Annotated in this window: 14 protein-coding genes and 1 rRNA gene; 5 read left to right on the top strand and 10 right to left on the bottom strand. The window is 62.1% G+C overall.

Annotated elements, in window-relative coordinates; translation table 11 throughout:
- The first annotated feature begins 26 nt into the window (after nt 1-26).
- A complete protein-coding gene (locus MK_RS03020; protein WP_011018937.1) occupies nt 27-848 on the top strand; it encodes a hypothetical protein in 822 nt (273 codons plus the stop codon).
- Between the two features lie 67 nt (nt 849-915).
- Here the strand turns inward: MK_RS03020 and fen are convergent, their stop codons facing one another.
- The 9 genes from fen to MK_RS02975 form a co-directional block, all read right to left on the bottom strand.
- The gene (gene fen / locus MK_RS03015) at nt 916-1,962 is read right to left on the bottom strand and encodes a flap endonuclease-1 (RefSeq protein ID WP_011018936.1); all 1,047 of its coding nucleotides are present in this window, start codon (nt 1,960-1,962) and stop codon (nt 916-918) included.
- Nucleotides 1,963-2,015: 53 nt separating this feature from the next.
- On the bottom strand, nt 2,016-2,762 hold the full coding sequence (locus MK_RS03010) for a glycosyltransferase family 2 protein (RefSeq protein WP_011018935.1): 747 nt from the start codon (nt 2,760-2,762) through the stop codon (nt 2,016-2,018).
- On the bottom strand, nt 2,737-3,516 hold the full coding sequence (locus tag MK_RS03005; RefSeq protein ID WP_226988668.1) for a dihydroorotate dehydrogenase electron transfer subunit: 780 nt from the start codon (nt 3,514-3,516) through the stop codon (nt 2,737-2,739). Before MK_RS03005 ends, MK_RS03010 begins: the two co-directional genes overlap by 26 nt.
- Nucleotides 3,513-4,469 carry a dihydroorotate dehydrogenase gene (locus MK_RS03000; RefSeq protein WP_011018933.1) on the bottom strand — a complete coding sequence of 319 codons (957 nt, stop codon included), beginning with the start codon at nt 4,467-4,469 and terminating at the stop codon, nt 3,513-3,515. Before MK_RS03000 ends, MK_RS03005 begins: the two co-directional genes overlap by 4 nt.
- On the bottom strand, nt 4,466-5,080 hold the full coding sequence (locus tag MK_RS02995) for a hypothetical protein (RefSeq protein ID WP_011018932.1): 615 nt from the start codon (nt 5,078-5,080) through the stop codon (nt 4,466-4,468). Before MK_RS02995 ends, MK_RS03000 begins: the two co-directional genes overlap by 4 nt.
- Nucleotides 5,077-6,048 carry an inorganic phosphate transporter gene (locus tag MK_RS02990; RefSeq protein WP_011018931.1) on the bottom strand — a complete coding sequence of 324 codons (972 nt, stop codon included), beginning with the start codon at nt 6,046-6,048 and terminating at the stop codon, nt 5,077-5,079. Before MK_RS02990 ends, MK_RS02995 begins: the two co-directional genes overlap by 4 nt.
- A gap of 249 nt (nt 6,049-6,297) precedes the next feature.
- Nucleotides 6,298-6,996, bottom strand: a complete 699-nt coding sequence (locus MK_RS02985; protein ID WP_011018930.1) for a fibrillarin-like rRNA/tRNA 2'-O-methyltransferase — start codon at nt 6,994-6,996, stop codon at nt 6,298-6,300.
- A gap of 47 nt (nt 6,997-7,043) precedes the next feature.
- A complete protein-coding gene (locus MK_RS02980; RefSeq protein WP_226988713.1) occupies nt 7,044-8,300 on the bottom strand; it encodes a hypothetical protein in 1,257 nt (418 codons plus the stop codon).
- 17 nt (nt 8,301-8,317) lie between these two features.
- Nucleotides 8,318-9,304, bottom strand: a complete 987-nt coding sequence (locus tag MK_RS02975) for a beta-ribofuranosylaminobenzene 5'-phosphate synthase (RefSeq protein WP_011018928.1) — start codon at nt 9,302-9,304, stop codon at nt 8,318-8,320.
- 274 nt (nt 9,305-9,578) lie between these two features.
- On the opposite strand from MK_RS02975, the gene MK_RS02970 reads away from it, so the two are divergent.
- Entirely contained in the window at nt 9,579-10,148 is a 570-nt protein-coding gene (locus tag MK_RS02970; protein ID WP_011018927.1) for a DUF483 domain-containing protein, read from the top strand.
- Nucleotides 10,132-11,001 (top strand): RAD55 family ATPase, encoded by an 870-nt coding sequence (locus MK_RS02965; RefSeq protein ID WP_011018926.1) that lies wholly within the window; start codon nt 10,132-10,134, stop codon nt 10,999-11,001. The genes MK_RS02970 and MK_RS02965 overlap by 17 nt, the downstream gene beginning before the upstream one ends.
- A gap of 429 nt (nt 11,002-11,430) precedes the next feature.
- On the opposite strand, the gene MK_RS02960 is transcribed toward MK_RS02965, so the two are convergent.
- Nucleotides 11,431-11,811, bottom strand: coding sequence for an LAGLIDADG family homing endonuclease (locus MK_RS02960; RefSeq protein ID WP_158295905.1), 381 nt, complete (start codon nt 11,809-11,811; stop codon nt 11,431-11,433).
- A 250-nt stretch (nt 11,812-12,061) separates the two neighbouring features.
- Between MK_RS02960 and MK_RS02955 the strand changes: the two genes are divergently transcribed.
- Both MK_RS02955 and moaC read left to right on the top strand, forming a co-directional pair.
- Nucleotides 12,062-13,575 (top strand): 16S ribosomal RNA (locus MK_RS02955).
- A 190-nt stretch (nt 13,576-13,765) separates the two neighbouring features.
- Nucleotides 13,766-14,215, top strand: a complete 450-nt coding sequence (moaC, locus tag MK_RS02950; RefSeq protein ID WP_226988666.1) for a cyclic pyranopterin monophosphate synthase MoaC — start codon at nt 13,766-13,768, stop codon at nt 14,213-14,215.
- The last annotated feature ends 4 nt before the right edge of the window (nt 14,216-14,219 follow it).

Below are 14,219 nucleotides of genomic sequence, written 5' to 3'. Positions count from 1 at the left end.
CCGTTAAAGTCCTCGGGGGAAACCGGTTGATCGCTGAAGTGGCCGAGTTCGTGCTTGAGGCGCTGCTGGTTATCGGTGTCAGCGTGTTCGGGTTACACTTGCTCGGAGCGCTCGCGTCCGAAAAAATCCGATGTCGTGCCGTACCGCTCGTTGTCGTTGGTTTGATTCATCCCCACGCGGCGTTGACGACGGCCCGAGAGATGGGTCTCAAGGGACGCGAGCTCCTCATCGCCAAGGTTTCGTTTAACTCCGCCACTTACACCGCTACAGCGTGTGTGAACGCGTTAACGTTGCTGGGGTCGACGGTGGGTGGGCCGTACGCTCTAACGCTAGCCCTCGTGGACGCTACCGAGACCATCGTCGGCGGACTTCTCCTCCGTCGGGTACGTGCACAACTCCCCACACACGGGAGCCTTCGGGACGCCCTCAACGAAGCGACTCGCACCGTCGGCCGTATCGCCGCTTACCTAGTGCCCGGGGCTCTGTTGGGGATTATCCTATCATCTTACCTACGCGGATTAGGTGGGTACGTCGTGCCCATGACATTCCTGGCTAACCCGGTGGCCGGATGCGCGGCGGTCGGGACGATGCTTCGATCCGGGGTGCTCGACTACGCACACGCTTACTCCCTCGCCGTAACCGGCGCGGCCTTAGCGTACGTAGGAAGACTGCTGAGGAGTTGCGGGCCAGTGACGGTCGCGATCACCGGACTTCGTTCCGGGTCGCTGCTCTCTACAGTCAACTTACTCGCGGACATCGGGCTGTTGCTAGTTTACGGGATGGTGATAGGATACCTGACCTTCGGACCCCCAGGGGTGCCTCCACTCGGTGTGCTCGGGGGTTTCTGAACAAACCTCGAGCTGAGCGTTCGGAGATCCACCCCTGAGCTCCATCGACGCCGCCTGGAATCTCGGGTCAGAAGAACGCGTCCAGGGTCTCTTGGCGACCGCCCTTCCGCAACTCCTGAAGTGCCTCCTTCAGACGCTCGACGGCGCGGCGGACTCGATCCTCGGAGAAATCACGCTCCTCAACCAGGAACTCGACCAGTCCCTCTTCGTCGGGTTCGTCCCAGTCTAGCTCGTAGTCGTCCGTAACTTCCGGCTCGAGGAAGAGCCTTCTGAGCTTCTCCGGTTCCACCGGCAGGTGCCGCTCGATCTTAGGCCAGATGTCGGTGTCCTTAAGCTCGTCTAGCGACCCGTACTTCCTGATCAACTGCAGCGCGCGCTTCGGACCAATCCCGGGTACTCCATCCGGGTTGTAGTCCGTGCCCAAAAGGATCGCTAGGTCCACCAGCTGCTCCCTCGATTCCAATCCCAGCTGGTCGAGCACGTCCTCCAACCTCATGATCTCGGGCTTGACCTCTATGATCTCGCCGGTGTGTGGATGCTTCCGCTTTCCGACTATCGTGATGTTGCGAACCAACCTGGGGCTGCCGAAAAGCAGCGAGTCGTAGTCTTGGCTGCCTGTCGCCCATACGTCCCCGCACCTCGCCATATACGCGCACTGCGCCTCTCCTTCCGAGGGGGCCTGTACCCACGGGATGCCCATGAGATCCAACAGCCTCTTCGCGTCTTCCACCAACGACTCGTCGAGTCTGGCGACTTGTCGGGCGTACTTCTCCCGCTCCTCCTTCGTTTTGGCCCGCCTCAGTTTCTCCATCGCCTCCTCCTTCCGTTCCCGTCGACGCTCCAGCGTTTCACGCTTCAGGTCCGGGGGCTCACCATCGAACACGTATACCGGCTTGATACCCTCTTCGACCAAGTTCACGGTCCTATACAGGAGGCCATTTAAGTGGCTGGTAATCCTGCCCCTCGAGTCCATGAGAGGTCGTCCGTCCTTCATGATCGTGGTCAGGAATTGATACAGGGCGTTGAACGCGTCGATAGCGATCTCCCGACCGGCGAGGGCTCTCAGGTCCGTCTCTTCGGGTTCGATCAGTTCTCGGAGTTCAGCTAGTCCCAAATTGTCCCCTCCAGGAACCCCTGTGGATCGAACTTATAACTACCCGGGTGGCGCTATTGTCCCCTACTCAAAGTCGAAGGCGTTTCGCACCGCCATCGAAGCCTATTCACAGCTACCCTGAACAGTATCCTGAGTCCGACAAGGACCTTACCGATCACCGTGGGGGCTACTTTCCTCTGTCCGGATATCCTACCACGTAGCCTTACATCGACGGATTTGACCGAGTACCCTAAAGATACCGCAAGGGAAGTGGTGTCGGCGTCGAACGCGGGACCGTCGTCTACGTCCCGTTTCAGGATCTCTCTCGCGAGTTCCCTGGAGAACACGCGGCACCCGCACGTGACGTCCAAGATCTTTCCATAAAACAGCCAGAAGAGTGTTATCAGTATCATATTGAAAAGGTAGTGAGAAAGCGGCACGTTCTCCGGTCTACCCTCTGAGAACCTGTTGCCTATCACCAGGTCGTAATCATCCGCGGCTTCAATCAGTTCGGCGAAACAATTCGGATCGAACTCCCCGTCGGAATCCGTTCGGAGGATGATACGAGCGCCGTGTTCAAGTGCACACTGAATCCCCGCCTTGATGGCCTTTCCCAGACCTTTGACCGGTTCTCTAACGACTAGGGCCCCGGCCTTCTCCGCCTCTTCGGCAGTGCGATCCGAAGACGCGTTGTCCACCACTATTATCAGCGCATCGGGGTACATCCTCCGAATCTCGCGTACGACTTTTCCCACCGCTCCCTCCTCGTTGTGCGCCGGTAGCACGAACGCGACGTCACTCAGGCTTTCCCGTGACGTCACGTCTGACCCCTCCGAACTCCGTACCTTCCAACTCCTCCGTCCAAAACACCGGACCGTCGCGGCACACTAGTAGCCCCTTCCCTAAGGCGCACGAGCCGCAGATTCCTTCGCCACATTTCACGTACCGGACGACGCTGACCTGGCAAGGGACATCGTGCTCTCGTGCTATCTCGGCAACCCGGACCAGCATCCCTTCGGGACCGCACGCGTACACTACATCCGGACATTCCTTTTCGACGAGTTCTTCAAGGACGTCCGTAGGAAATCCTTTACGCCCCTCGCTACCGTCCTCCGTGGTGACGTACAGCTCGTCGGACAACTTTTCCAGATCATCCTTCCTAGGGAGGCGGTCCGCGTGTGGGCCTCCTAGTACCGAGGTAACGTGGACGCGCGCTCGACGTAGCCTTTCAACGAGCGGAACCAGTGGTGCTACCCCGGTTCCTCCGGCAACTACCACTGCCCTCGAACCTCTCACCTCGAACGGTTTCCCGTACGGTCCCCGTACCCAGACCACGTCCCCCGGCTCGAGGTCGGCGCAACGCTCCGTGAATGGGCCTACGATCTCGATGGTGAGTTCGAACTCCCGGTCGTCTCCTCCTGAGAACGCCATTGGCTTCTCGTCGACTCCGGAGATCCCGAGCATCAGGAATTGTCCGGGTTCCCAACGTATCGGCCTCTCCGGCCGTAGCCTGAGCACGATCGTCCGCTCACATTCTTCCCTGTTCTCCACGACCTCCGCCGGTATTGGCTTCACTGACACCACCCCAATCGGCGCAGCCTCTCCCGGTACTCAGGAAGGGCAGCTCCGATCGCCTCTTCGGGTCCATCGTATCCGAGTTCCTTGAGAATGTGGGAGGTTTCCATCGCGATATCTCCGAAGTCTTTCTCTCGAGCCGCCGTGGCGACCTGCACCGCCTTGGCACCGGCGAACAGGAACTCGACGACGTCTTCCCCGTTCCGGATCCCACCGACTCCTATGATCTCCACTTCCTCCCCGAACTCCAGCGCTAAGTCCGCCACGACGCGGAGCGCGATGGGTTTGAGCGCGGGGCCCGACAGTCCACCTACCCCGGCTCCTAGGACGGGGCTGGCGGTCCTCAGGTCGATCCTAAGGCCAGGTCCCAGCGTGTTCACGGCGGTGAGTGCCTCCGCTCCCGCATCGATGGCCGCCGCAGCCACCTCGAGCAAGGTTTCGCGGTCCACGTTGGGAGTCAATTTCACGGACACCGGTCCGTCGAACGCCCGGACGGCGGCCTCGGTGATTTCGGCCACGGCCTCCGGATCGGAGCCTAGTTCCGCCCCGTACCCCTTGCCCGCGTGAGGGCACGAGACGTTCAGTTCCAATCCGTCCGCTACGCCGGAGAACGCGCGTGCCAACCTCTTGAAACCCTCCGGACCGTCGGCCGCCACGCTCGCGTATACCGGTACGTCGAATTCGTCCCGGAACTCTTCGATTTCCACCACCATCCTGTCCGGGCCGGGGTTCGGTAAACCCATAGCGTTGAGCGCGTATCCCTCGTCGAGGTAATCCACGAATACCGGTCCTGGATGGCCCTCGCGCGGTGATTCAGTGACCGTCTTCGTGAAAATAGCCGCCGCACCGCGTAGAACGGCATTTTCCATGCCCGGCCGATGGGCGGCGAGAGCCCCGGAAGCGCAGGCGATCGGGTGGGCCCAGCGCTTCCCTAGGACCTCCACCGGTCTCACCCGAGGAACCTCACTTTAATCCTGTTCACCCCGTCAAGGGCTCGGTCCATGTCTTCGAGCGCCCGTTCGATTTCCAGGACGATCGGTGCTAGACGCCCGTTCCTCTCGGTTTTGAGCATCAGCGTGCGTAGTCGGGACCGAACGTCCTCTTCCTGGTCCCGAATCTTTTCGACGTGCTCCGCCGCCTTCCGTACGTCCTCGTTCAACAACTCGACCGATTCACGTACTCCCGAGGCGATTTTGGCGATACCTTCGATCACTTCGTCTAGCTTCTCGCGATCCTCCTCCTCCAAATCCTCGTAGAAGCTCACCAGTAGGGAGGCCAAACTCAGCAACGTCTCGGCGGCTCTCCTCACGTTCTCGGCTATGTAGCCCAACTCTTCCTTGACGACTGGGATCATGGAGCTGCTTTCCATAGCCTCGTCTACACGGTCCTTGAGTTCGGCCACTTCTTCGCTCAGGGACTCTTGCCGCTCCTCGACTTCCTTCGGACTCTCCTCCATCGTCGTTACGTCGGAAAGCAGATCACAGGCTTCAATCATGGTGTCTAGCTCTTCAAGGAGCGCGTCGAGTGCGCGCTCCGCGGGTCGCGTACTCGGGCGTAAGATCAAGGCACCGCCGCCCCTCGCACCGACAAGTAGAGACGCATGAGTGCGTACGACATTACGAACGAGCCCACAGGGCTCGCGATCCACGTTGTAAATATCTTCTTCAAGGTGTGGGTGTTGAGTTCCCCTCGGGATAGCCCCACGCCGATGACCGCTCCCGCCGTCGTCTCGTTGATGGAAATGGGGATTCCGAGCTCCGACGCCCCGTGCGTGACTATCGCGGCCGAAAGTTCCGCCGAGAACGCTGTTACGGGGTCCAACCGAGTGATCTTCCTCCCCACGGTCTCGATGACCTTGGAACCCGCGGTTAGAGCTCCCACCGCGATCATGATTCCACCTACGATAGCGGCCGATCTGACGTCCAGAAGACCGGTCATCACTATCGGCGCCACGGCGTTGGCGGCGTTGTTCGCTCCTATCGTATAGGCGACGTAGCACCCTGAGATGGTGAGTAACCATCCGATCTTTCGCTCTATCTCGGCGAGCGGCCATTTACCCTTCTCCAATACGGCTCGCAAGCGTCGAGAAACGAAATAGGCGGGTATCATCGCGAGTATCGGTGACAAGAACCATCCGACGGCGATCTGGCCGAACTTGCTCCAGTTAACCGGGAGACCCAGCGCGCACCCTACTCCGGCGATGGATCCCACGGTAGCCTGTGTCGTGGAGACTGGTACTCCGAGCATCACGGCCAGGTGGTACCAGGCGGCCGCCACGAGCACGGTCGCACCGGCCGCGATAGGGTCGAGGTGAGCCTGTACGACTCCCTTTCCCAGCGTCTTGACCACCTTGTGCCCTTCCAGCACCGCGCCCATAGTCGTGAAAACGGCGATCAGTGTAACCGCCTGCCGCATCGTGCGGACACCTGCTCCGACGGCGGACCCCATGGCCGCACCGGCGTCGTCGGCCCCTATGGTCCATCCCATGTAGAGTGAAGGTACGACGACGACCAGAACTTCTAGAACGTTCACGCTCGCACCCCATCACTCACCTTACCGGCTGTCGCCGTCCGTGAATCGACGTTCGCGGTTAAAGTCTCTCGCCCTCGGCTCGGCTCTCCGTCGTCATCCCTCGGGCTGGGGCTGCCTCGTCATCGGGCCCTCCTCTCCGGGGACCGCTTCATCACTTATTCAGGAGGGGTGAATGCAGTCATCGGGAGAAGAGCTCAGAGCGGGAGTAACTCGTCATCCGCGCGTCGGCTAGCGAAACGCTCATCACGGTTACCCGTGGTACTCCGCGACGATCCCCACGTGATCACGCTCGTACGGCTCCAGATCGATGACTTCTAGCACCTCGAAGCCACGCTCCTCGAGCTTGCGCTCCTCGTCCTCGAAGACCTCTTCCGGCTCCTTAGTTACGTCGATAGAGCGCGCCTTAATAGCGACGATCACGTACCCTCCGGGACGCAGGAACGCCTCGGCGTTGTCCGCGACGACCTCCGCCTGTTTCGGCTGAGCGATGTCCTGGTAGATTACGTCTACTTGCTCGACGAGCGGAGCGTACCCGTGCGGCTTCGTAGCGTCGCCCAGGATGGGTATCATGTTCGGGCGCTTCTCACACACCGGGATCAGCTCCTGCATCATCCTCGAGGCGAACTCGACGCAGTACTCCACGCCCGACTCCTTGATGATGTCCGACACGTGTGACGGTGTCGTTCCGGCCGCCGCACCCAGGTAAAGTACCTTCGAACCCTCCTCGAACGGGAAGTACTCCATGCCGTTCATGATCATGGCGGCGAGCTTGCTCCTCCGTGGCTCCCATACGCGGTACTCCTTCCCGTCGTACTCTACCAACCTCTCACCGTAAACCTGATGTCCGGGCACGAGGTTCTCGGTCGCGGGCTTCTTCCGACCGTCCTCGAAGATCGCCCAGTACACACCCTCAAACTCCTCATGCGGTTCGATCTCGATCTCCACCATTTTCCCACTCACCCCCGAAAAAACTGCTGTGTTCAGGGGAAATGAAGTCACCGCCTTCGACGTGAGCGGCGCCGGCGATCCCTACGAGATCTCCGGGGTGAACGCCTCCGACGCGGTCGACGACCGCGAGGCGGCCGACCACCACGCTTGCGCTTCGGGGGCTTCGGGTACTTCTCCTTGATCTCTTTCACCCGCTGCTCCAGCTGTCGCCTCAGCTCGTCGCCCCGGTACTCACCGGAGTAAGCGTCGATACGCGCCGCGATGGCCAGCTTACCGGCCAGCGCCCTCGCGATCTTACCGCGCTGCCACCACGGGCTCCGGTGGATGAGCGGGTGCTGGAAGATCACACCGTGCTTCGGCGGCTTCGTACCCTTGGTCAGGTGCCTGAACAGCGCCTTCTCCGCTCCCAACAGCTGGATCGTGCTCGCGGGTAACTTCGCCATCTCCTTCAAGCCGCCGGCCAGCGCGATCAACCTCGCACCGATCAGTGGACCCACCAGAGCCTTCACGTTCGGCGCCACGTCGTCCATCGACTCGTCGATGTAGTCCGCAGTCTTCCGCCTGATCTCGTAGAGCTCCCGCGCGACCTCCGCGATCCGCTGCACCGCCGCCAAGTCCTTCTCGTCCATCTCCGCACCCATCGAGTCCTTCGCGGCCTCCTCGAGCTTCTCGGCCAGATGATCGGGGAACTCGGGCAGCACCTCCTTGATGTTGTCATAAGTGAAGTTCTTCCGGTGCCCCAGCTCGGCCACCAACGTCACGAAATCGTCGTGCTTCTTCACGATCTTGTTGATCTCGGGGAAGTGTATTCCGTACCACTCTCGCACGCGGTCGGTGAGTATGTTCAGTATCCTGTCGATATCGTCGATAGTGTTGATAGCCTGAATGATCATCTGATCCCGTTCCTCTACCGTCGCCCGGACCTTCTCCTTCGACAGCTTCATGCCGACCTCGTACACGAGCTCCGAGTACTCCTCCTCGGAGTCGACCACACCGACCTCGACGGCGAGCTCCCGTGCTCGCTCTCGAAGGACCTCCCCAGCCACGTTCGGGAACTCGACGACCAGCTCTCCGTCGAACACCTCCTCGAGCCGCTCCCGGTCCGCCTTCGTACCCTCGAAGTTGATCACGTCCGCGTCCAGTCTCGACAGCAGCGCCTCTTCCTCTTCCAACACCTCACCACGTTCCCGCTTCAGCAGACGTTCCACTATCTCGTCCGGGTCCTTCGGGAACGGCTCGTGGTCTATCAGGTTCCCCTCCTCATCGAACGCGTAAACTCCGGTGAAGTTCTCGGCCACGTACACCCCCAAAGGTGACCCCCCTACCCCGTCACCTCGAAACCCTCGTTCCGCGGTTCGGAAACGCTTACCTCCCCGCCGATACCCTCCTCTCTCATATACATTTCAAGCTCCTGCGCGACGTCACGCGCCGAGGGCGAATCGCACACCGCGTACACGGTAGGACCGAACGAGCTCAACCCGGCCCCGTAAGCTCCGGCACTCCGGGCCACCTCCATCATCTCCCTGACCACGGGATGCTGTAGACCCACCTCCACACGCTTGAACCCTAAGTCCTGAATAGCGTCCACCGCCCTGCCGAAATCCTCAGGGTCGTCTTCCACCACCGCGGGCATCATCACCATCAGTATCCACCTGCAGATCTCCCCCACCTCCCGCGCCGGTACCGGGCAGTACCGCTTGAAGATGTTCACTTCCTTATCCCCGTGCGCACCCCGTTCCACCTCTGGGATCGCGAGCACGAACCGCCAATCCTCCGGTACTTCCAGCCGCGAGATCACCGGTGCCGGAGGGACCTCGCCAGACGCCGCCGACGGTTTGAACTCCTCTTTCCCACCCGGGCCGAAGACGTGGCCACCATCTACTATGAACCCGCCCCGCTCGAACGCCGCCACACCGATCCCCGATGTCCCACCTCGACCCAGTGCATCCGCCAGTTCCCGCACGTCGTAGTGCTCGACACCGTGTGCCTCCAACGTTCCGACAGCTGCTGACAACGTCGCCTGCGTACCGGAACCGAGGCCAACGTGCTCGGGATACCGCCTCACCACCTCGATCCGGACACCACCCTCGATCCCGTACAGATCGAGTACCTTCCGCGCCGCCCGCTCCGCTTTCTCCGCGATCTCTCCTTCTCCGTCGACCTTGACCCCTTCCCCCGTCGGTTCCACCTCGAGCTCGATCCTAGGGCCCTCCAGCGTCACTCCCACGCTACCGTCTACTCGGCCCAACCCACCGTGTAAGTCGATCAGTGTCACGTGGATCCTGGAGACGGACCGTACCCGGACCAAGAACGACCCCCGATCGCCAGACCGTCGCGCGGCGGTATAACGATCCCGTCACAACGTCGCGATCATCACGACGGTTCGCGGGTGCGGCTCGACCTGTCTTTCGTTACGATAATTAGAACGCTCCCTCAGAGGGCGGTCGGGGGCCGTGGAGGACGATCATCGGGAGTACCCCCTCACCCCCGGACTAGCTCCCCATCCCTTCGGCCCCTCGGTCCCGGGGGTCCGATCATCGGATTAACCTCACCTCCGGAGTAGCTCCTCACGGGGATCCCGGTTGAACACGCTCGAGCGTGTCCTCACGTTCCTTCAAGACCTACGTTCCCACTTGGACGGTACCGGTGACATGCCCGAACCACGAACCCTCGCGGAGTTCGCCCTCCAGCGGCTCACGCCCATGGACCTCGACATATGCATAAACATCGTTGAGACGGAGCTGGTCCTATGGGAGGAAAGCGGTCTCCACGTCCGTCCCGCCTTACACCCCTACGTTTCGGAGCGGATCGGGGTGTACACGCTAGATGACGAGGAGGTCGGGAGGTTCCTGGGTTACCCCGAGTGCTGCGTCGAGTACTTCCTGGAGGGCCACGTCAGGTTCGATCACGACCCGGACAACGTGGTGGTCGTAACCGAGGGGTTCGTCCCCTGCTCCCCGACCTGTCGACGGGCGCATCGGGTCCACTTACTGGAGTTCGACGCGGATCCCGAGCCGTACCGTCGACTCGAGGGAAGGCTCCGGACACGTCTCGAAAAGCTGGGAGTCCTATCGTACCACTCCGCATATCGAGGGTTTTACGAAGTCCACGTCCCGAAGTTCGAGGGCGTCCACCTTGACCGACCGTATTGAGACTCGCATACCGGGTTTCGACGAGATGATCGGCGGCGGACTCCCCAGACGTGGTGTGACGGTACTCGCGGGTCTTCCCGGGTCCGCCCGGCAGCCCCTGCTCGACAACGCGGTCTGGAACGTCCTGGAGGACGGTTTCCGTGTACTCCTCCTCGCCACCAGCACCTCGCCCTACGAGTTCCTACGACGTTCCGAGGAGTACGATAGGAGAGCCCGCGAAGCCTACGAGAAAGGCGATCTGGTCGTCCTCAACGCCTTCAGCGTCCGTGCCGGTATCTACCATCGGACCGTAGGCGAGATCATCCAGGACCTCGAGCCCCACAGGATCCGAGAACTCGTCCCCGAATACGACCCCGACGTCGTCGTGATCGACTCGATATACCCGATGCACCGTGGCGAACACGAGAAGTTCCTGCAGGTAATCTCCACCCTGAAGGTAGCCGCCGTGAGGAACGACCTCGCGGTCCTCGCCGGATGCGCCCTACCGGAGTCCGCTTTACGATCGCCGAACGCCGAGGTCGCCGACGTCCTGCTGGAGACCGCAGTACACGAGTTCCGTGGCGCCCTGGTGTACAGTCTCCTCCCTATCCGTACCCTGCCTCCACACCTCCCCAAGTACCGGGCACCGGTGAGCATCCTCGACGACGGGACCGTCGTCGTGCACTGCGACAAGGTCCTCGACGTGAAGGCCGGCGAGATCCGCGACGTCGACGAGTACCTTAACGACGTCCTCAACATGCCCGAATCCATGGCCCGTGAAGTCGCCGAAGACTCCGAGGTGCTGGGGGAGCTGGAGGAGGAGCGCGACGACATCGAAAAGTTGCTCGAAGAGCTCGAAGAGATGGAAGGATGAGGACACGGCCACGGGAGCGACCGCCACGGGATGATCGGAATCCGCCCACCCGACCCTCCTCCGAAAGGGTCCGGGATGATGGCGGGATTAGCCCCAAACGGAGCCACCGGCCGTGATGAATCCCGAGGGTGCTGACCGGTCGCTCCTGACCCTCTCGGCGATCGTTATGGAAACTACAACGATAACCCGGGCGTCACATCTGAGTCCTTCGAGTGCCCGTCGCGTGGCGTCGACACAGGCGGTGGCCCACATTAACCGAGGCCTGTGACAGTACCCGGAGGCGGCCCGCTCGACCCCTCCGGGATCGTTGCGAGACACCCCTACGGGGACCGGAATCCGCCGACGTTCAGGGTATCGAACCGACGGGATGAGGAGTGCCCGCGAAGGGGAGGTCGCCCCGATGACCTACCCACCCTTGACCGACCCCACCTACCCCTCCCAGACCTCGCGAATCCGTTCCAGTCCATCCCGTGACCCGTGGACACCTCCTTCCAGGAGCTCCAACACCGTCGCCAACCGCTCGAGCGCGTCCCGCTTCACCATCGTCCGGTTCCCAATCAGTTCCACGAACTCGCGCAGATCCTCCCGTCGGTAGATCTCCAGGTACCACACGCCGTCGCTCCCACGGCGATAGAGGTGTCCCATCCCGAGGGTCTCATGGATCTCCTCCAGGACATCCCGCTCCTTCTGGACGAAGACCACCTTGGTGGAGACCCTGTACCCCGCCCGGTACCGGCCGTCCCTCACGAACCGGACCACCACGGATCCCTCACCGTCGAAGAAGCCCGCGATGTAATCGAGCGATACCAAGCGCGTCCCCGCGGTTAGGAACGTCATTCTCTTTAACCGGATAGAGGTCCACGTCTGCGATCCGAGAAGCCCGAAAGTTTAATATATAACCACGTTCCAGAGGGGGATGGCCGCGGGAAGGAGCCCCCGATGGGACCCCGGGCAACCCCCTGGGGGAACATACCCCAGGGGCCCCGGGGTCGACGCAAGCCCGCCCTCCGGGGCCGTGAGAGCCCCGCCGCGGACCCGAAATCCTTGCGGCCGTCACTTAACTCCGGTTGATCCTGCCGGAGGCCACCGCTATCGGGGTCCGACTAAGCCATGCAAGTCGAGGGCCGCCCGGCAATGGGGGCGGCCCGGCGGACGGCTCAGTAACACGTGGGTAACCTACCCTCGGGACGGGGATAACCCCGGCGAAAGTGGGGCTAATCCCCGATAGGCGGGGCGGCCTGGAACGGTCCTCCGCCGAAAGGGCCCGGGCCCATGCCGCCCGGGTCCGCCCGAGGATGGGCCTGCGGCCGATTAGGTAGTTGGCGGGGTAACGGCCCGCCAAGCCGATAATCGGTACGGGCGGTGAGAGCCGGAGCCCGGAGACGGGGACTGAGACAAGGCCCCGGGCCCTACGGGGCGCAGCAGGCGCGAAACCTCCGCAATGCGGGCAACCGCGACGGGGGGACCCCGAGTGCCGTCGGGGCAAAGCCCCGGCGGCTGTACCGGGGTGTAAAAAGCCCCGGGTAGAAAGCGGCGGGCAAGACCGCTGCCAGCCGCCGCGGTAATAGCGGCGCCGCAAGTGGTGGCCGCTTTTATTGGGCCTAAAGGGGCCGTAGCCGGTCCCGTGGGTCCCCGCCGAAAGCCCGCGGCTTAACCGCGGGAGTCGGCGGGGAAACTGCGGGACTTGGGACCGGGAGAGGCCGGAGGTACCCCCGGGGTAGGGGTGAAATCCTGTCATCCCGGGGGGACCGCCAGTGGCGAAGGCGTCCGGCTGGAACGGGTCCGACGGTGAGGGCCGAAAGCCGGGGGAGCAAACCGGATTAGATACCCGGGTAGTCCCGGCTGTAAACGATGCGGACTAGGTGTTGGGGCGGCCACGAGCCGCCCCAGTGCCGTAGGGAAGCCGTTAAGTCCGCCGCCTGGGGAGTACGGCCGCAAGGCTGAAACTTAAAGGAATTGGCGGGGGAGCACCACAACCGGTGGAGCCTGCGGTTTAATTGGATTCAACGCCGGAAACCTTACCGGGGGCGACAGCAGGATGAAGGCCAGGTTGACGACCTTGCCGGACGAGCTGAGAGGAGGTGCATGGCCGCCGTCAGCTCGTGCCGTGAGGTGTCCTGTTAAGTCAGGTAACGAGCGAGACCCCCGCCCGCAGTTGCCAGCGGGCCCCGTAAGGGGCGCCGGGCACTCTGCGGGGATCGCCGCCGTTAAGGCGGATGAAAGTGGGGGCGACGGCAGGTCCGTATGCCCCGAAACCCCCGGGCTACACGCGGGCTACAATGGCGGGGACAATGGGATCCGACCCCGAAAGGGGGAGGAAATCCCCTAAACCCCGTCGTAGTTCGGATTGCGGGCTGCAACTCGCCCGCATGAAGGTGGAATCGGTAGTAACCGTGCCTCAGAATGGCACGGTGAATACGTCCCTGCTCCTTGCACACACCGCCCGTCACGCCACCCGAGCCCCCCGGGGGCAAGCCCCCGGTCCGCAAGGGCTGGGGGCGAGCCCCCGGGGGGTGAGGGGGGCGAAGTCGTAACAAGGTAGCCGTAGGGGAACCTGCGGCTGGATCACCTCCAGCGGCGGGGATGATGCGGCGGGGTAACGAAAGCCCCGGAGGGCGGGCTTGCGCGGGGGCGATGACTTCCCGCCTTTCCTCATATTGTTATGGATTTCGTAACAATACGCGAGGTGGGATGAACGGGTCCCGCAGTACCGACCACTTGTGGGTGATGAGCCCCTTTAGGAGTGACCGCTGGGGGAAGACGGATGTCGATGGTTGACGTCACCGGGAAGAAAGAGGAGATCCGCATTGCCGAAGCTAGCGGGTTCCTCAGGCTGACCGAGGACGGTGTGAACGCGGTGAAATCGGGTGAATCTCACCCACAGGGTAAGGGCGATCCTATCGAGGTTGCCAAGGTAGCCGCCATACTCGCCGTGAAGAAGACGCCGGAGTTAGTTCCCCACTGTCATCCTATCAAGATCACTGGCGTCGATGTCGACGTCGAGGTCCTCGAGGACGGCGTGAAGATGTCGGTACGAGTTAAGTCCGAGGGGAAGACGGGTGTCGAAATGGACGCTCTCACCGGGTTAGTGGTCGGATTAGTCACGCTCTGGGACATGGTTAAGTACGCTGAGAAGGACGAAGAGGGGCAGTACCCACACACCCGCATCGAGAACGTTAGGGTGGTGGAGAAAATCATCAAAGAGAAGGAGTAAGTTC

Source organism: Methanopyrus kandleri AV19 (assembly GCF_000007185.1).
Taxonomy (GTDB): Archaea; JAADCQ01; Methanopyri; order Methanopyrales; family Methanopyraceae; genus Methanopyrus; species Methanopyrus kandleri.
The sequence above is the reverse complement of the archived record's forward strand: the minus strand, read 5'-3'. Positions and strand labels throughout refer to the sequence as shown.

Bases quoted from the DNA above. Each gene is read 5' to 3' on its own strand.
- MK_RS02985 (WP_011018930.1), bottom strand. From the start codon at position 6,996: ATGGTGGAGATCGAGATCGAACCGCATGAGGAGTTTGAGGGTGTGTAC.
- moaC (WP_226988666.1), top strand. From the start codon at position 13,766: ATGTCGATGGTTGACGTCACCGGGAAGAAAGAGGAGATCCGCATTGCC.